The organism is Mesorhizobium mediterraneum, from assembly GCF_002284565.1.
Taxonomy (GTDB): domain Bacteria; phylum Pseudomonadota; class Alphaproteobacteria; order Rhizobiales; family Rhizobiaceae; genus Mesorhizobium; species Mesorhizobium mediterraneum.
This window is the reverse complement of sequence record NZ_NPKI01000036.1, coordinates 41,647-57,741: the sequence shown is the minus strand read 5'-3', so window position 1 is coordinate 57,741 and position 16,095 is coordinate 41,647. Positions and strand designations below refer to the sequence as shown.

Genomic DNA, 16,095 nt, shown 5'->3' with positions numbered 1-16,095 from the left:
CCCCCCCCCCGCGATGCGGCCGATGGCGACCAGGGTGTCGTGGGCGCACAAGGATGGCGCTTTCCTGATGACGCCGTGCTCCAGGTGTGATCGCACCGTTGCTGCGCAAGCCATTTACTTGCTCGTCCCAGCGAGGACCGTGGCCAACTGGAACGCAGGGCCACGCCGCTCACCGGCCGCACTTTGCGGCGCAGATAACGATTCGATCTCCCCGGCGAGATTCTGGTTGAAGAAGCCACCAAGCTTGTCGAAGGACACACGGTCGTAATATCGACATGCCAGTATCCGCAACCCAGAAAAAGCTCCTTCGGCTCCGCTGCGCGCGCCACGAACAACCCGATCTTCTCTGCGAAAGAGGACGCCGTAATCCCAGGTTGAAGCCAAACCGGGGGGCGGCCGTGACGTATGCTACACAGGCGAAGGGCTAGGAGGCGGGTTCGGTGAGGAACGGCATTGATGTCCACGCCGTCTCCTGGAAAGACAGAGGAATGCGGTGTCACCGCCTGGCGCCGGAGGTTGATCCGGTGATTAGGAGGAGCACTCGTTGTCGGATTCTCGACGATGTCGGACATCTGACACAACGCTGCCAGAGCGATCGCATTGTTCCGAAACGATTTTCCCAGTTGGCACGACAATTGCGGTCCTATGCGCAAAAGCACTGCGATGCCGCACCGACTGGAAGAACTCATCAATGATCACGCTTTTCGAACATGTGGGCGCCGCTACCAACACTAAGCGTTCCCGATCAAACGGAAGCCTCTATCCCTTCTTTCTGAAGGCTGTCCGGACATGAACGCATTTGATGTCCGTCCAACGCTGGATGCTCCCGACGACGATCTCTATCTTTGGCTTGAAGATGTGGAAGGCGAGCGGGCACTTGCCTGGGCCGCCGGCCAGTCGGCAAAGACCCTGAAGCACTTCAGTGGAACGCAGTTCGAGCGCGACCGCGCGACTCTGAAGGCAGGCCTGTTCCCTAAGCGGCGTCGCATCTCCCCCGGCCGAGTCGCATGGCTTGAATCCGATATCAGGGCTTGGATGGAAACTAGATCTGAGAGCCGCACCGCATGNTCTGAAGGCAGGCCTGTTCCCTAAGCGGCGTCGCATCTCCCCCGGCCGAGTCGCATGGCTTGAATCCGATATCAGGGCTTGGATGGAAACTAGATCTGAGAGCCGCACCGCATGGTAGCCTCCCAATATCTGCCGCTTGTGGCGCATCACGAAGCCGGGCACGCGGTGGCCGCCATCGTTTTGCACCGTCAGATGTTCGACGACGACCGTGAACTCCCTGCTTTCTCAAGTGTTAGTATTTACCCCGACGCCGGTGACGGAGAGTGCGGTGGTTTTGTCGAAGGCACGGTTTTCTATTCAGCGCAAGGATTCACCTCGGAGCGAAAGCCGATTTTCGAGAACGATATGGATCGACATTTCCAACGCGATGAAGCGATCCAAGTGATAGTTGCGTGTCTGGCAGGTCCTTTTGCAGAATCCGCATTCGAAGGCTATCTGGACCCGCGCGATTTGGCGATGAATGCGTCCGATGGGAATGAGGGGAGCAGCGACTACGCGGATGCCAAGCGAATCTATGGTGAGTTGCGGTTCCTGATGCCGCGCCGCCCCCGTTGGAGGCGGATCGAAGATCGCACGGCCCGGCTAGTACTCGATCACTGGTCAGCCATCGAAGCATTGGCCGCGCATTTGCTGGTCAAGCGTGATCTCCAATTCGATGAGGCTCTGACGATTGTTGCGCCGCATCTTCCGCCCATGCCAGCAGCTACGCCGCCAGAGCGTCATCCGCAGCCTGCTTGATCAGCCATTCGATGTGATTTGACCACATCTGCAACACCTCGCGCTTCTCCTTGACGTTGCTATAGAGATCGTAGATTTCGCCAATGTCTCCGGTTCGGGCTCACAGCCCGTCCATATAGCCGCCAGTCTGCTGCCTTCGAGTGGCCCATGTTGGCCGCGGCCAGGAAGTGGCGACGATTGAAAGGACAAAATCAGTTGCCGAAACTCATCGCAGGTGACGGTCTGGTGGCAATTTGGGCACATCTTGTGTCTCGTCGCCAGTAAACACGGATGCCCGGCAGGAGACTGAGCTCGCTGCCGGCGGAAATCGTAGAGCGCCAGCGACGCATTCTGATCTTTCGTCAGGCAGTCGACCGCCTTGGCATACGCCTCGGCCTCCATCTCGATCGACCTGAACCGGTATCTTGTGCGCCATCCGGACGATCTGGGAAAGCTTGGCCGGGCCGGCGCCTTCCCAGGCGCACGGGAAGAGCGACGACCCATGTGGACCTTGGATTTCACTCCGCACTTACGCTGCTTTGGCCTTGTCAGCAGCCTGAGCATAAAGCGTGCTCAGCTTTCAGGCCGAGCACTCTTCCAGTGTTGACAGCATCTGTCGTCATTCAGGATCGCCCCATTTTCGCATGCCGCTTGCAGCTTTCAGGCTGTTGTCAGCCAGGGCCGCCATAAAGGGTCTCGTTAAACAATTCAGGAGGCCGTTCCAATGATCAATCAGTTTGCGAGACTTTTTCGAGGACCAGGTATGCAGGCTTGTTTCAGGACAAAGAACTTTCTGGCGGCAACCACCGCGATGACGACGGTATTCCTGCCGGCTGTGTCTCTCGGGGTGGGTCTGGTAGCATTTCCAACTGGAGAAGCGTTGGCCGACGACCCGATTTCGATCCCGCTGGAGTATGTCGGGGAAGGCCATGACCGCCTGGGCATCTGGGCCAAGATCAACAATGGCAACGCGCAGCGATACGTATTCGACACGGGCTCGGACCAGCTCAACACGCAGATCGGGTCAGAGGTGACCGGGGTCCGCCCGATTGCCGACACGCCTTACGTATATACGTACGGGGACGGAACGTATGGTAATAAGCTTCAGAACGTGGAAATTGATAAATTTACATATGTCGATCCAGATCAAAAGATAACAATCGACGGGCCGTCTGTAAGCGATAAGAAATACCGGGCTGCTCGCATTCTCGATTTTGTCTATACCCATGCGTATTGCAAGGACAACAATCTTAAGTGCACGCCGGGATCCGTGACGGATGGACTTAAAGATATGTATGGTCAGGATCTCCAAGAACCTTATCACGCCGATAAGGAGCAGCGGGCGAAAATGACCGCTGGCAAGATGGCAGACGAAGGCGGCGATTTCGCAGGTACATTCGGGGCCGGCGATTTTCTTGGCAAGACAAGTGTCTGGGGCATGATGGGCAGTGTCACCAGGTCTGGCTACGTGGTCTCCGCCAATGTGAATCCGGATTCCGAGAGCGACCAAACGCCTGGCTGTTCCCCCTGCACGATTGTCAACCTCAATCCAAGCCTCCGGGCCCAATATACTAATGCCATGCCATGGGGAGAACCCGAGGAAAAGATCAGGATTCTTATCAGAATTTTCCTGGCTCTGGCGCCAATGCCTCGACCGAATACGAAGGCAGCTACAATCTGCAGTACACGGTTAAGGATGGAGCCCCACCAATCACCGACCCCAACAAGACCGCGGTATTGCTCGACACCGGCACACCGGGCGGTGGCAGTCTGGAGATCAGTGATGCGATGCTGAAGCAATTTCAGGATGCGGGCGTCAAACTTAAAAATGTTCGGAGAAATGAGCAACGCGAGATCGTAAGCGCATCGGGCAACATCCCGAGCGTTACAATCGCAGGAACGGATGGCGATCCGGTAAGGCTGGACAATATCGACTTCACCTACACCAGCGGCACGACGGAACAACCCAATGACCAGACCAGTTTTGTTGCCGGTCTTGACTTCTTCAAAAACAGATCGGTCATTTTCGATCTGGAGAAGAAGTATACCGCTTATACGTCACATTTCGTCACTGCCAGCAACTTCTCTACCGATTCATCCGCACCCGAAGGGACCGGTCTGAGCAGGATAACGACGAGCATGGGGAATGAGGGCGGGTTCGGCATAGCGGGTGTCGTCTCCGGCTCCGGATCGCTGACGCTTGATACAAAGACGGTGGTCCGGATGACGAATGTCAACACCTACACCGGCGAGACGAATATTGCTCAGGATGCCTATCTCTCGCTTGCGGGGCTCGGCAACATCCAACGGTCAGCGAAAGTCGTTGCAGACGGCACGTTCGATATCTCCGAACATGGAAATGGCAGCGACTATTGGGGAATCTCCGACGCCTACAACGATGCCCGTATTCGTAGCCTGAGTGGCAGCGGAACGGTCGAACTGGGCAAGCGTACCCTGGTGCTAACGGATTCGAACGACACGTTCGCCGGCAGCATCAACGACCTCGACGTTGATAACAATAATATGGGCGGCAAACTATTCGTTGCCGGTGGCGTGCAAACGCTGAGCGGAAAGAACAATTTTTCCGGCATGACGACGGTCGGTTCCGGCGCGGGATTGCTGCTTGCCGATACAGGTGTGCTTTCCCATGATGCGACCACGTCCGGCTTTCTCGGGAATGACGGGCAGATCGGGGGCACGGCTATCGCAAACAGCGGCGGTGTCGTCGCAGGCGGCGGCACCTACGGTGCGGTCACCATTTTCGAGGGCGGCACGGTCGCTCCTGGCAGTGCGACCGATCCGAGCAGGATCGTCACCACACTGACTGTCACGGGCGATTTCGCGCAGCAGTCCGGATCGATCTATCAGGTCGACCTCGCAAGGTCGTCCGATCTCATCGATGTTGGCGGAGTAGCGGCGATCGACAGCGGCGCGCAGATCGAGCTGCTGCGGCAGGGAACGCTATCGGTCGATGCCCGATATACTCTGCTCTCCGCAGCAGGCGGCGTAAGCGGCACCTATGGCGGGCTGACGGGGGCTCTGGCGACAGACGCGACGCCCTTCGTCGATTTCCAGCTCGTCTACGATGCCAACAATGTCTATCTCGATATCAGCCGCACATCGACGGCGTTTGCCGATGTAGCCAGCACCTTCAATCAACGCTCGGTCGCCGCAGCGGCTCAGGCGCTTGGAAGCGGTAATCCGATCCAGGACAACATCCTGTTCCTGACGGCGCCGGAAGCCCGCAACGCTTTCGATATGCTATCAGGCGAGGTTCATGCTTCCATTCATAGCGGCCTCATCGAGGACAGTCATTCTGTACGCGATGCCGCGAGCGAACGGATCCGTGCGGCGTTCGACGGCGTCGGTGCCTCCAGCGTTCCGGTGATGACTTATGGGCTGGGTGGTCTGGAACTGGCCCCGGCAACGAGTGAGAATTTCGCCGTATGGGGCCGTGGCTTCGGCGCCTGGGGTCATCTCGACAGCGACGGCAATGCCGCCGGTCTCGATCACTCGACAGGCGGCTTTCTGGCTGGCGGTGACGCGGCTGTCGGCGAAAGCTGGCGGCTCGGCCTCATCAGCGGCTACAGCCATACCTCCTTGGAGGCGGACGATCGCGCGTCGTCGGGCTCGAGCGAGAATTACCATCTCGGTCTTTTTGCCGGCACGCAGAACGGCAATCTCGGTTTTCGTTCCGGCCTTGCCTATACCTGGCACAGCATCGAGACCGGCAGGTCCGTGGTCTTTCCAGGCTTCGCCGACAGCCTTTCGGCCGATTACGACGCCGGCACGTTCCAGGCCTTTGGCGAGCTCGGCTACCGTATCAATACGGCTTCGGCTTCCTTCGAGCCCTACGCTAATCTCGCTTATGTGAATTTTGACGCAGATGGCTTCACCGAGAAGGGCGGCGCAGCCGCCTTGTCGAGCGGGGATCGCTCGAGCGACACGGCGTTTACCACGCTAGGTCTGCGTGCGTCGACGGTACTGACCCTCGGCACCGTGACTGCTACCGCGCGCGGCGGTCTTGGCTGGCGCCACGCCTTCGGCGACGTCAGGCCGGATACCGCTCTTGCCTTTGCTGGCGGTTCCTCCTTCGCCATCGAGGGCGTGCCGATCGCAAAGAACGCAGCTCTGCTCGAAGCTGGGCTGGACGTAAACATCACCGAGAACGCGACGTTCGGCATCGCCTATCAGGGACAGATCGCCTCGGATGCCCAGACACACGGGTTCAGCGCCAAGCTCGGCGTCCGTTTCTAAATCACCCGCAAAAGAGATTGGTTATGAAGTCAGTGAGTGCATTTTCTTTTACCGTCGTTCTCGGCTCAGCGACGGTGATGTCTGGGTCCGCCGCGCGAACGGACGATGCCTGCTACAACAAGGCACAAAGCCTATGATGACGCAATGTTCAATCGACGACGTGAAGCCAGTCGATGACGAGCTCGACAAGCTCTACAAGGAGATGGAGACCCGGCTCAGAGAGTCCCGGCGCATGTCCAGGAACTGGTCGAGACCGCGAGGGACTACAACGCCACCTCGGAGAACACGCGCGACGCCTACCCCAAGGATTGGCGGCATTTTTTTGCTCCTGGTGCCGGCGCGCTGGCTTCGATCCCCTGCCTCCGGGCTCGAAGGTGATCGGGCTCAATATCAGCGCCTGTGCCTCGGGCACCGCCGCCGGCGATCCGAAGCGTGGCGCCCCTGCCCTTTCGGTTGCGACCATCGAGCGGCGGCTCTCCGGCCTCGCCTGGAACTTTACCCAGCGCGGCCGGCCGTTGGACCGCGCGGAGCGGCATATCTATAAGGTTCTTGCCGGCATTCGCCGCAAGCACGCAAAGCCACCGCGGCAGAAAGAGGCGGTCCTGGCGACGATCTGCTGGCGATGATCGCCACGCTCGGCCACGACCTCAGGGCCTGCGCGACCGCGCTATTTTGCTCCTGGGCTGTGGCGGCGGCCTGCGGCGCTCCGAGATCGTCGGTCTCGACGTCATGCGCGACGACAACAGCGATGGCGCCAGCTGGATCGAGATTTTTGACGGCAAGGGCTGCTGGTCACCCTGCGCGGCAAGACCGGCTGGCGCGAGGTCGAGGTCGGCCGCGGCTCCAGCGACCACACCTACCCCGTAGTCGCGCTCGAGAGCTGGATCCGCTTTGGCCGCATCGCACGTGGACCCCTGTTCCGCCGCATCTTCAAGGACAACAAGACCGTCGACGTCGAACGGCTCTCCGACAAGCACGTCGCCGCCTGGTCAAGCAGGTGACGATCGCCGCCGGCGTCCCCTCCGATCTCCCGGAAGGGTAACGGGCGCTGCTGTTCTCGGGCCACTCGCTGCGCGCCGGACTTGCCTCGTCGGCCGACGTCGAGGAGCGTTACGTGCAGAAGCAGCTCGGCCATGCCTCGGCCGAGATGACCCGCAAATATCAGCGGAGGCGCGGCAGATTCCGGACCAACCTCACCAAGGCGTCCGGGCTCTGAGAAACCCCTCCCCTCCCTCGGTTGGTCGCTAGGTCGTGGGGGTCAGGTTCTTTGAGTGATGACAACACCTCGTCGAGCGCAGCGAACGCTGCGTCCAGACTGTCGGCGGCCGACGCTTCGTAGTCAGGGCATGATCATCAGCTGTGCAATGGCCGACGAATTCATTGTTGAGTTTTTCCATCCGCTGTCTGGTTCGAGCGACCTGTTCTGGGAGCGCACGCAGAGCGTTGACGACCTCGCCCAATTGCGACCGGGCTGCGGCGGCGATGTCGAAGATGTCGCGCGGGTTGGCTTCCGAAATCCCCGGTAATAGACCTTTTTGGCGATGATTTCCGGGATGGTCTCGAGCCGCACGGTCCTGCCTTCCACCACGCGGGTCTAGAACGGCTTCGTTGTTAGCGCTCCGGCAACGATGAAGTCGATTTCGCCAACGTCTTCGAAGGCGAATTTCTGGAACCGAAGCCCGTCCCCCAAATAGTCGGACGGCATCGTTTCAAAGTGCAGGTGGCTTTTGGATGGTCGATGACCGAGCAATTGAGGGTCGTCGAGGAAAATATCGATGTCGTGGCTTTCGCGATGGCCGATCTGGATCATCATAGCCGTTCCGCCGCCAAATGACCATTCAAAGTCGTAGCCCCGGCATTCCCGCGAAGCTGGTCGATCAGGTCGATATAATACGAAAAAGCCGCCGCCATTCGGACGGGCGTCGGCTATCATGTCCAGCCATTACGCGGCGAGCGGATAGCTTTCGCCGGACCAGGCAGAGAACTTGGCGGCAAAAGCCTTCATCTCGTCGACCGCGAATGTGGTGCGCGGTTGCGAACTCGACTTGCTGGGCGAGAGGGACCTCGCCGAGAAAGGCGCTGACATGAGCGGGATGCTGCTTGGCCAAATCGAGATCCGCAAAGCAATCGGCCAGCGCCGCGTCGTCCAGCTGTACGCTGCAGGGCGCGTTCACGGTCGTCAAGACGGATGCCAAATGCTTGCTCATAGGCCGCAAGGTAATCGTTTCGGGTCGGAGACACAAGTTGCCGCCTCCTTCGCCGTAGAGTGGCCCGATACAATCACGATCGATATTGCCACCTCTTATCGATAGTGATCGCATAGTTCCCTGATTCGACTCTCAACCGCTCATATCAAGCGATTACTTCCATGTATCTGCTGCGCTAGCCCGTCCTGGCCTTGGAGTGTCGCTCCTCACCTCCTCCACCACTCACCAGCCCGACGGGAGTATCGCCCGCCAGCAGCTTCTCCTTGCTGAGCAGCGCGGCAACCTCAATCGCCTCGAAATCGGGCAAATCCCGCAGTGTGTCGAGGCCGAAGTGCAACAGGAAGGTCTTGGTCGTGACGTAGGTGTAAGGCGTGCCAAATTCAGCGGGCAGGCAGACGTTGACCCACACTTAGAGCATTGAGGCACTCGAGCCGCCCTCAGGCGGTGCCTCAAAAGCTCGCGGGCCAGATCGCCTCGGTTCGGAGACAGACAGGCTCAAGATATCCACGCCAGAGACGGCGAGCTGGAGCGTATGCTCGGCATTGCGAAGAAGAACATGTTGGCCTTTGCCGGGCGCCAGGCAGGACCGTCGCACGACATGGCAATGCCAAGAGTTCGCACGGCGTTGTCTCCGACGATGCTGGCAGATGTTCTGCAATGACTGGCAACACATGGACGCACCAGAGCGGAACCAGAAACGATCGAATTTCGCCCATAAGACTCGGCGAAACAGAACACCCCAGCGTAACAGGTCGCCGGCCGACGCGACCAGGTCAAGCAAGGGTTGGTAAGACCAGCTATTGGCCTGCTGGCTTGCAGCGGTCACCTCACGCTGGAATGCTGGATTGCGGCGCAAAAACTCCCATGCCCTTTCGCGCGGCGTCATACCAGTGGTGCAGTCATATGATCGTTCATCCCGCCCATCAGCCTCGACCGCGCCAGTCACGAGAACTGCAGGCACGACTGTGCCCCCTTGCCCGCCCCCAGGGACGTCCAAACATCATGCAATTTGGCAAAGCACCGGCGCCGAAGCCACCCGACCTCGATGACGCCATTTCGTCGAAGCATGTGTCGTCGGCACTGTGCAGGGCAGAAGCAGGCTGTCGGTCCCGCGCAGCGACAGCAAGCGCGGCCTGAGCATGCGAAGGGAGTCGCTTTGATAGGAGTGCCCGGCTGGGTTCCGTTCAGGACGTTCCCTGAAGACCTGGTGGCGTGGCGGTGGCTTCGACGCTGGTTGTGGGCAGGTTGTCGTAGCCCGGGTGCTATAAGCTTAGTCATCTAGGTCTCCTGGGGGAAATTTCCGCCATTGGAGGCTAAGTTTCACGCTATGCCAGCCCGTATTGTACAGGTGAAGCCGACTGGTCAGTGGACCGCAAAACGAACGGCGCGCCGCTTCTCTTTGGTGATGCTCGCGCCGCGCTTTCTTCGCGGACGGTATGGAGATGAAGCGCGGCATGCCCCTGTAGCAGCCGATTTCACAACCAGACTTGCGCCCGAACGCCCCTGTTGCTGCGGCATACCAATGCGTGGCGTCAGGAAGACTTCGTCGACCATTAGCCGTCTCGCTGAGATACTACCGAGCCCGAGCTCCCCTATCCTAGACCCTCGTATCGCATATCGACGGCCCCACATCAGCCCAAGTTGCCATGGGGACCAGCCCCATGCGTTCGCCCGAATGCAGCTTCCTGGCTTGATCGACAGCAATCAAGGGGACGGTGCAGGCCAAGATTGCGGCAGGGCTTGGGCAACCATCAGGTCGCCCAAGGGGTGCCCCACCCTTCTCGTCAGAACTCAGCTGCTTCCAGCTGGCGGCTGAAACTCACAGGCGCAGCCAGCTTGGTCTCTAACCGCATCGATCGCATCATGGTGTCTGCCATGAATCCGTGTGCGTGAAGCGCTCCAGAGCGAAGATGTTGGGCGTCAACCAGGTTCACCAATGAGCTTCACTGCTCGAGTTCTGCACGGTGTCACCGCCTGGCGCCGGAGGTTGATCCGGTGATTAGGAGGAGCACTCGTTGTCGGATTCTCGACGATGTCGGACATGTGACACAACGCTTCCAGAGCGATCGCATTGTTCCGAAACGATTTTCCCAGTTGGCACGACGGTTGCGGTCCCTATGCGCAAAAGCACTGCGATGCCGCACCGACTGGAAGAACTCATCAATGATCACGCTTTTCGAACATGTGGGCGCCGCTACCAGCACTGAGCGTTCCCGAGCCGACGGAAGCCTCTATCCCTTCTTTCTGAAGGCTGTCCGGACATGAACGCATTTGATGTCCGTCCAACGCTGGATGCTCCCGACGACGATCCCTATGTCTGGCTTGAAGATGTAGAGGGCGAGCGGGCACTTGCCTGGGCCGCCGGCCAATCGGCAAAGACCCTGAAGCACTTCGGTGGAGCGCAATTCGAGCGCGACCGCGCGGCTCTGACAGCCATTTTCGACAATCGCGACAATCTTCCCCTGATCGCGCGCCGTAGTCAGTACCTCTACAATTACTGGCGAGATGACGGTAATCCACGCGGACTGTGGCGCCGGACCACCCTTGCCGCCTACATGAAGGCGGATCCCCAATGGGAGCTACTGCTCGATCTGGATGCTCTCGCGGCTAGCGACGGAGAGGACTGGATCTGGGACGGCGCGTCCATCGAGCCGGAGAGACGGGAAAGAGCCGTTCTGCGCCTGTCGCGCGGCGGCAGCGACGCGGTCGTGCATCGCGAATTCGACCTGATCTCTCTGAGCTTTGTCGCCGACGGCTTCAACCTCCCCGAGGCCAAAGGCTACGTTAATTGGCTGGACCCTGACACGCTTCTGCTTTCCAGTGCGCTTGGTAATGGCATGGCCACCCGCTCCGGCTATGCGCGCACCGTTCGACTGTGGAAGCGTGACGCGGATCCCCTCACCACGCCGGCAATCTTCGAGGCCGGGTTCGAAAGCTTCCAAGTGTCTGGTCATTCGGACCGCACCGGCCGCAGCGAGCGCCTTTGGTTCATCGAGCAGCCGGCCTTCTTCGAGAAGATCAGCTGGATCGGCGATAGGAGCGGGCCGAGGAGGCAGATCGATCTTCCTCGCGACGCGTCGTGGCGGGTCTTCGGCGACTGGCTGGCGGTAAGGCCGCGCAAGGCCTGGACGGTGGGAGGCACCACCCATCCCGCCGACGCGCTGATCGTCATCTCGCTTTCCTCTTTCCTCGCTGGCGGACGCCGTTTTGAGACCCTGTTTCAACCAGGGGAAAGGCGCTCCATGCAGTCATTCTTCTGGAATGACGGGAAGCTCATTATCTCTTACCTCGTCAATCTCGCACCGCGTTTCGAGATGTTCACTCCCGGCCACCAGGAATGGACGCGCCGAGTCCTGAACACCCTGCCCGCCGAAGGTACTGTCGACGTCTGGTCATTCGATGCGGCAGTTCACGAGACCAATGGAGAGGTCCTGATCTGTGCTCAGGATCCGATCACGCCGCCGCAGCTCTTGCTGTTCGATCTGAATGCCGCGCCGTCTCTCAGCGCTTCAGCAATCCTGAAGCGCAGCCCGGAGAATTTCGATGCATCCGGACTGGTGGTCACGCGCCACGAGGCAGTCTCTATCGATCATGAGCTGATCCCCTATACGCAGGTTGGTCCGGCGAACGGGAACGGAGATGCTCCGATTCACCTTTCCGCTTATGGCGGGTTCGGCGTATCACTCCTGCCCTACTACAACTCCCCTCTGGGCAAGCTGTGGCTCGAGCGCGGCGGCACGTGTGTCGAGGCGAACATCCGCGGCGGCGGCGAGTTCGGCACCCGCTGGCACGAAGCCGGGCGCAGGGAGGGCAAGCGTCTCGCCCATGACGATTTCGCCGCCGTTGCCGCCGACCTCGTGCGAAGGGGCATCACCCTGCCGAGGCGGATTGCCGCCGAGGGTGGCTCAAATGGCGGCCTGCTGATCGCAAACATGCTGACCCGCTATCCTGAGCATTTCGGGGCTCTGTTCTGCACAGCACCGCTTATCGACATGCGTCGCTACACCAAGCTCTTGGCGGGCGCGAGCTGGATCGACGAATATGGCGATCCGGACAAGGTTCACGATTGGGCTTTCCTGAAGGAAATCTCCGCCTATCACGCCGCAGCGCCGGGACAGCCCTATCCGCCTATCCTGATCGCCACCACGAAACGCGACGACCGCGTCCATCCGGGCCATGCGCGCAAGATGGCCGCAAAACTGCAGGCTCTTGGCTATCCCGCTTACTTCTACGAGGCCAGCGCAGGCGGGCACGGCTGCGGCGAGGACAATCGGGAGCAAGCCGCATTCATCAGTCTAGGCACCAATTTTCTCCGCAGCGCAATCGGCTTCAACGATCACTTTCCGGAGACGGCGGAACGCGTTGCAACGCAAGTGGGGCATTTGAGGTCCATCAACAATTCATTCGAGCAGGAGACGAAATAGTGCAGTGCATCCTTTCTGAACATCAAGGAGTGAATCTCATGGCGAGAACGCGAATGGGCGTAGCGCGGGCAACAGCAGCGGCGGTGGCCCTGATCATGGTGGGACAGCAGGCCGTCGCCGCGGAGCCTGCGCAAGCAGAGACCGTCCTGGCGGAGACGGGAGCCTCGGTCACCGAAGCGCCAATCCCTTGGCAGGTCCGCCTGCGGGCGTTGGGCGTCGTTACGAAAGATCTGGGCTACGTTGATACGCTTCCCGGCTCCGGTCTTTCGTATTCGGACACGGTGACGCCGGAACTCGATATCTCGTATTTCTTCACCGACAACATCGCCGCCGAACTCATACTCGGTACCACCTATGCCAACATCGCGGGCCAAGGGACGATCGGAGGGTTGGGCAACATCGGCAAAGTTTGGCTGCTGCCGCCGACGCTCACGTTGCAGTACCATTTTACCGATCTCGGCGCGTTCAAACCTTATGTCGGCGCAGGCGTGAACTACACGATCTTCTACAACCAGGACACTGGCAGCGCTGATGCTCTCAAGGTGAAGAACACGTTCGGCACGGCGCTGCAGGTCGGATTCGACTACATGGTGGACCAGCACTGGGGCCTCAACTTCGACGTGAAGAAGCTTTTCCTGAAGCCGGACTTCGACGTCACGGTGGCCGGCGCGAAGCTGACGGGGAAGGCGGAGCTCGATCCCTGGCTGATAGGCGCAGGTGTCACCTACCGCTTTTGAATATCAGAGTGAAGTCTGCTTCCCGACTGCCGGTTTAAATGAAGGGCGCCTCGCGCGCCCTTTTTTACGGTCGACACTGCAGGGCGAGACCTCATGAAGCCGATTGTCGAGAGGGCGGGGCTCTCTTCCGGCGGACCAAGAAGGTGCACTGGCCAGCAGGCCTCGCGCCTGAGATGGAGGGCGTAGAAGCGCTTTGGATTGGGACGGGCTTTGGTATTGTGGGTGGAATGCTTCAGCCAGACTATTTGCCAGCATCGTCTCCCGGACGTTATGTCTGAGCTTCGTGTCAGCGCAAGGCGAACACGCGGCTCCTAGATGCCGACACGATGGCTGGTTCAGCCATGCTGCGACAGTTGCCTGTTTTTTCGGTTCCTTTGCTGTTCGCGCGCTAACCGCAACGCTCCATACTAGTCTCGCGTGCCTGTCCCCGTGGGGCGGGCGACAGAAAGCGATTAGGCCCGCTGAAAGAGGCAGACCGCATCCGAAGGACCGTAACCAAGAGAAGGACCTGAAGCGAGAGCGAAGGTTGCGGCAGGCCGCGGCGGGCCTAAAAGGGAATGCCGACCACCCCACGTCCCAGGAAAAGCTGACAAAAACGCAGCGGCCGACTGTCCAATAGGGTGCGCCCGCGCGAGGGCGAGCTAAATGGCAGGGGCTGCCGGGGGACCTAAGAAAAGCGTGGGCTCACAAGCACCCGGCGCGCGCCATCAGGCCGCCAGCTACTTGGAGGGCGGGGGCATCAGGCCTGTTTGTCGGGCCGAACCAGATCCATGTGGCTGACGCCGAGGGCCAATGCCAGTTCATAGATCGTGATAATTGTCGGATTTCTTCGGCCTTTCTCCAAGCCGCTGATGTACTGCTGACTGAACCCGGAAATCTCCGCAAGCTGCTCCTGCGTCAGGCGCTTCCTTTGCCTGATCCTCTGCACATTCCGTCCGACCAACTTGCGCATATCCATGCACGCAAGCCAGCGGATCAGGCGGCTTGAGTTTATCAACTATAATATGTAATCCACATTTAGCAGGCACAGGGCTTCGCGGGTCCATTGGCCGGAGATAGAATTAGCGATGTTGCAGCCCAGATCGAACACGCCGTTCGCCGACGAGGTCCCCTGGTCGGACCGCATTACAGCCTACGACAAGGACCACTTTACAACCTATATGAGGCTCCTGGACGCCTCGGCAGACAACGCCACTGAAGAGGAAATGGCCAAAGTGATCCTCGGCATTGATCCGGCACGCGAACCTGAGCGCGCACGCAACGTTCTTCGCAGTCATCTCGACCGTGCAAACTGGGTGGTGACGAGCGGCTACAAGGATTTGTTCGCCAGTTGACGAAATGGGCGGTGCGGTCGCTTCGCTTCAAGCAACGAAGTCGCGTAACACCATGCATCGACGTATCACCACAGCGCGGATGGCCCAGCGCTTCGCTGTCTCATCATTTTGTCCTCCGCTCGCCAATGGCTGCTTCCCAGGAATGGGTGCGTCGGCGAATCATGACAGGAACGGGTCCGCCGTCTGAGCCGCACCGCATCCGGAGGACCGGATGGACGACCTACTGAAAGCTCACAGCTGGCTAAGGGTTGCGGGACGCCGCGGCGGGCCTAGAAGGATGCGGCGCCACCTGCTGGGAAAGGCACAAATAGAGCGAATTGCGAGAGTCTAACGACGCGCTAGGAGGCGCAGCGGAATGGTCGAGACGCCAGAGCCAAGAAAAGCGGGGCTCGACCCACCGGCACACGGCACGCGCGGTGATGGGCGCGGGCGCCCACTACGTGCGCAGGCTCAACAGAATCTCACACGGATCAGCACCGAGGGCCGCAGTTACGTCGAGAAACTCAATGATATCGAGACGCCGCTCGCCACCCTCATATTTCGCCACGAAAGATTGCGGACGACCAAGCTTCTCAGCCACCTGCGCCTGCGTCAGCCCTTTGACATTGCGCAGTGAGATCAACTGGGCCAGAAACCGCTGGTGGCGGGGAGATCGAAGAGATTTGGGCATTTAGGTGAACCGGTCAGGTAGAGACCGGCTCAGCGACTAATCCCCGTTTCGGATTATCCCATTTTGGGATATTCTGCCTTGGATCCAGCGATCAACATGCGAGGTTCGCGGCAGACATGAATCGATCAACGGGAACAGATAGGACTCAAAGCTCAACACTGCTCGACGAAGTCCCTTGGTCTGACCGTCTTACCGCCTACGACAGGGCGCACTTTACCATCTATATGAGGCTCCTGGACGCCTCAGACGATGAGGCGCCCGAAGAGGAAATGGCCCAACTGATCCTCGGCATTGATCCGGCACTTGAACCGGAGCGCGCCAGGAAGGCGCTTCGTAGTCATCTCGACCGTGCGAACTGGATGGTGACGAGCGGCTACAAGGAATTGTTCGCCAGCTGACAAATTCGCAGTGCTCGGTCATAGAAGCAGGCAGTTCCTGTGCCATTGGTCAGGCTGATCGGGGCCTGCACCACAGACGCGCCGGCAAAATGGACCCGGTGGCGAGCACAATTCAGTTCCCAGGAAATCGGGTTTTGGCAATTGTCCGAGCGTCTGACGTGATAGAAGGTTCCGCTCTGTCTGGATGGGTATTAGCCCGGAGCAGCACTCCATATCGTACCGGCGCTCGACGAAGGGTCCACCTCTTCGCTTTCAAGCCGCATAACCGATAGCCATCGCCCTA

Annotated in this window: 14 protein-coding genes and 3 pseudogenes; 12 read left to right on the top strand and 5 right to left on the bottom strand. The window is 59.6% G+C overall.

The annotated features are described in order from the left end of the window. Positions 1–789: 789 nt before the first annotated feature. The 7 genes and pseudogenes from CIT25_RS38185 to CIT25_RS27105 form a co-directional block, all read left to right on the top strand. Positions 790–1,067, top strand: a pseudogene (locus CIT25_RS38185) (helix-turn-helix transcriptional regulator); the annotation flags it as partial. A 2-nt stretch (positions 1,068–1,069) separates the two neighbouring features. Beyond that, complete coding sequence (locus CIT25_RS38570) at positions 1,070–1,186, top strand: helix-turn-helix transcriptional regulator (RefSeq protein ID WP_245265438.1); 117 nt, start codon at positions 1,070–1,072, stop codon at positions 1,184–1,186. Continuing rightward, positions 1,180–1,806 (top strand): hypothetical protein, encoded by a 627-nt coding sequence (locus tag CIT25_RS27125; protein WP_095488164.1) that lies wholly within the window; start codon positions 1,180–1,182, stop codon positions 1,804–1,806. Before CIT25_RS38570 ends, CIT25_RS27125 begins: the two co-directional genes overlap by 7 nt. A 703-nt stretch (positions 1,807–2,509) precedes the next feature. Then, positions 2,510–3,580: a hypothetical protein gene (locus CIT25_RS36530; protein ID WP_158302658.1), complete on the top strand. Its 1,071-nt coding sequence runs from the start codon at positions 2,510–2,512 to the stop codon at positions 3,578–3,580. Further along, positions 3,574–6,042, top strand: a complete 2,469-nt coding sequence (locus CIT25_RS27115) for an autotransporter family protein (RefSeq protein WP_158302657.1) — start codon at positions 3,574–3,576, stop codon at positions 6,040–6,042. Before CIT25_RS36530 ends, CIT25_RS27115 begins: the two co-directional genes overlap by 7 nt. 243 nt (positions 6,043–6,285) lie before the next feature. Further along, positions 6,286–7,258 (top strand): annotated as a pseudogene (locus CIT25_RS27110) (tyrosine-type recombinase/integrase). 148 nt (positions 7,259–7,406) lie between these two features. Further along, complete coding sequence (locus tag CIT25_RS27105; protein WP_158302656.1) at positions 7,407–7,568, top strand: hypothetical protein; 162 nt, start codon at positions 7,407–7,409, stop codon at positions 7,566–7,568. Between the two features lie 68 nt (positions 7,569–7,636). On the opposite strand, the gene CIT25_RS36525 is transcribed toward CIT25_RS27105, so the two are convergent. Then, entirely contained in the window at positions 7,637–7,975 is a 339-nt protein-coding gene (locus tag CIT25_RS36525; RefSeq protein WP_126063908.1) for a nucleotidyl transferase AbiEii/AbiGii toxin family protein, read from the bottom strand. 52 nt (positions 7,976–8,027) lie between these two features. On the opposite strand from CIT25_RS36525, the gene CIT25_RS36520 reads away from it, so the two are divergent. Beyond that, on the top strand, positions 8,028–8,354 hold the full coding sequence (locus CIT25_RS36520; RefSeq protein WP_158302655.1) for a hypothetical protein: 327 nt from the start codon (positions 8,028–8,030) through the stop codon (positions 8,352–8,354). 70 nt (positions 8,355–8,424) lie between these two features. Here CIT25_RS36520 and CIT25_RS27090 read toward each other — a convergent pair. Together CIT25_RS27090 and CIT25_RS38565 are read right to left on the bottom strand one after the other, a co-directional pair. Beyond that, positions 8,425–8,625: pseudogene (locus CIT25_RS27090) on the bottom strand (SMC-Scp complex subunit ScpB); the annotation flags it as partial. A 33-nt stretch (positions 8,626–8,658) separates the two neighbouring features. Beyond that, a complete protein-coding gene (locus CIT25_RS38565; protein ID WP_363331712.1) occupies positions 8,659–9,135 on the bottom strand; it encodes a transcriptional regulator domain-containing protein in 477 nt (158 codons plus the stop codon). Positions 9,136–10,510: 1,375 nt separating this feature from the next. On the opposite strand from CIT25_RS38565, the gene CIT25_RS27080 reads away from it, so the two are divergent. Both CIT25_RS27080 and CIT25_RS27075 read left to right on the top strand, forming a co-directional pair. Beyond that, a complete protein-coding gene (locus CIT25_RS27080) occupies positions 10,511–12,673 on the top strand; it encodes a prolyl oligopeptidase family serine peptidase (protein WP_095488154.1) in 2,163 nt (720 codons plus the stop codon). A 38-nt stretch (positions 12,674–12,711) separates the two neighbouring features. Next, positions 12,712–13,410, top strand: coding sequence for an OmpW/AlkL family protein (locus CIT25_RS27075; RefSeq protein WP_024505687.1), 699 nt, complete (start codon positions 12,712–12,714; stop codon positions 13,408–13,410). Positions 13,411–14,149: 739 nt separating this feature from the next. On the opposite strand, the gene CIT25_RS27070 is transcribed toward CIT25_RS27075, so the two are convergent. Further along, positions 14,150–14,368 (bottom strand): helix-turn-helix transcriptional regulator, encoded by a 219-nt coding sequence (locus CIT25_RS27070; protein WP_029354714.1) that lies wholly within the window; start codon positions 14,366–14,368, stop codon positions 14,150–14,152. 109 nt (positions 14,369–14,477) lie between these two features. Between CIT25_RS27070 and CIT25_RS27065 the strand changes: the two genes are divergently transcribed. Next, positions 14,478–14,744 carry a DNA -binding domain-containing protein gene (locus CIT25_RS27065; RefSeq protein WP_063169299.1) on the top strand — a complete coding sequence of 89 codons (267 nt, stop codon included), beginning with the start codon at positions 14,478–14,480 and terminating at the stop codon, positions 14,742–14,744. Between the two features lie 436 nt (positions 14,745–15,180). On the opposite strand, the gene CIT25_RS27060 is transcribed toward CIT25_RS27065, so the two are convergent. Continuing rightward, positions 15,181–15,414, bottom strand: coding sequence for a helix-turn-helix domain-containing protein (locus CIT25_RS27060; protein WP_095488152.1), 234 nt, complete (start codon positions 15,412–15,414; stop codon positions 15,181–15,183). 116 nt (positions 15,415–15,530) lie between these two features. Here CIT25_RS27060 and CIT25_RS27055 point away from each other — a divergent pair, with 116 nt between their 5' ends. Next, positions 15,531–15,812, top strand: a complete 282-nt coding sequence (locus tag CIT25_RS27055) for a DNA -binding domain-containing protein (protein WP_095488150.1) — start codon at positions 15,531–15,533, stop codon at positions 15,810–15,812. Positions 15,813–16,095: the final 283 nt, after the last annotated feature.

Excerpts from the sequence above, each read along its gene's own strand:
- CIT25_RS27125 (WP_095488164.1), top strand. The coding sequence starts at position 1,180 with ATGGTAGCCTCCCAATATCTGCCGCTTGTGGCGCATCACGAAGCCGGG.
- CIT25_RS36530 (WP_158302658.1), top strand. The coding sequence starts at position 2,510 with ATGATCAATCAGTTTGCGAGACTTTTTCGAGGACCAGGTATGCAGGCT.
- CIT25_RS27115 (WP_158302657.1), top strand. The coding sequence starts at position 3,574 with ATGCTGAAGCAATTTCAGGATGCGGGCGTCAAACTTAAAAATGTTCGG.
- CIT25_RS27105 (WP_158302656.1), top strand. The coding sequence starts at position 7,407 with ATGGCCGACGAATTCATTGTTGAGTTTTTCCATCCGCTGTCTGGTTCG.
- CIT25_RS36525 (WP_126063908.1), bottom strand. The coding sequence starts at position 7,975 with ATGATAGCCGACGCCCGTCCGAATGGCGGCGGCTTTTTCGTATTATAT.
- CIT25_RS38565 (WP_363331712.1), bottom strand. The coding sequence starts at position 9,135 with ATGACGCCGCGCGAAAGGGCATGGGAGTTTTTGCGCCGCAATCCAGCA.
- CIT25_RS27080 (WP_095488154.1), top strand. The coding sequence starts at position 10,511 with ATGAACGCATTTGATGTCCGTCCAACGCTGGATGCTCCCGACGACGAT.
- CIT25_RS27075 (WP_024505687.1), top strand. The coding sequence starts at position 12,712 with ATGGCGAGAACGCGAATGGGCGTAGCGCGGGCAACAGCAGCGGCGGTG.
- CIT25_RS27070 (WP_029354714.1), bottom strand. The coding sequence starts at position 14,368 with ATGGATATGCGCAAGTTGGTCGGACGGAATGTGCAGAGGATCAGGCAA.
- CIT25_RS27065 (WP_063169299.1), top strand. The coding sequence starts at position 14,478 with ATGTTGCAGCCCAGATCGAACACGCCGTTCGCCGACGAGGTCCCCTGG.
- CIT25_RS27060 (WP_095488152.1), bottom strand. The coding sequence starts at position 15,414 with ATGCCCAAATCTCTTCGATCTCCCCGCCACCAGCGGTTTCTGGCCCAG.
- CIT25_RS27055 (WP_095488150.1), top strand. The coding sequence starts at position 15,531 with ATGAATCGATCAACGGGAACAGATAGGACTCAAAGCTCAACACTGCTC.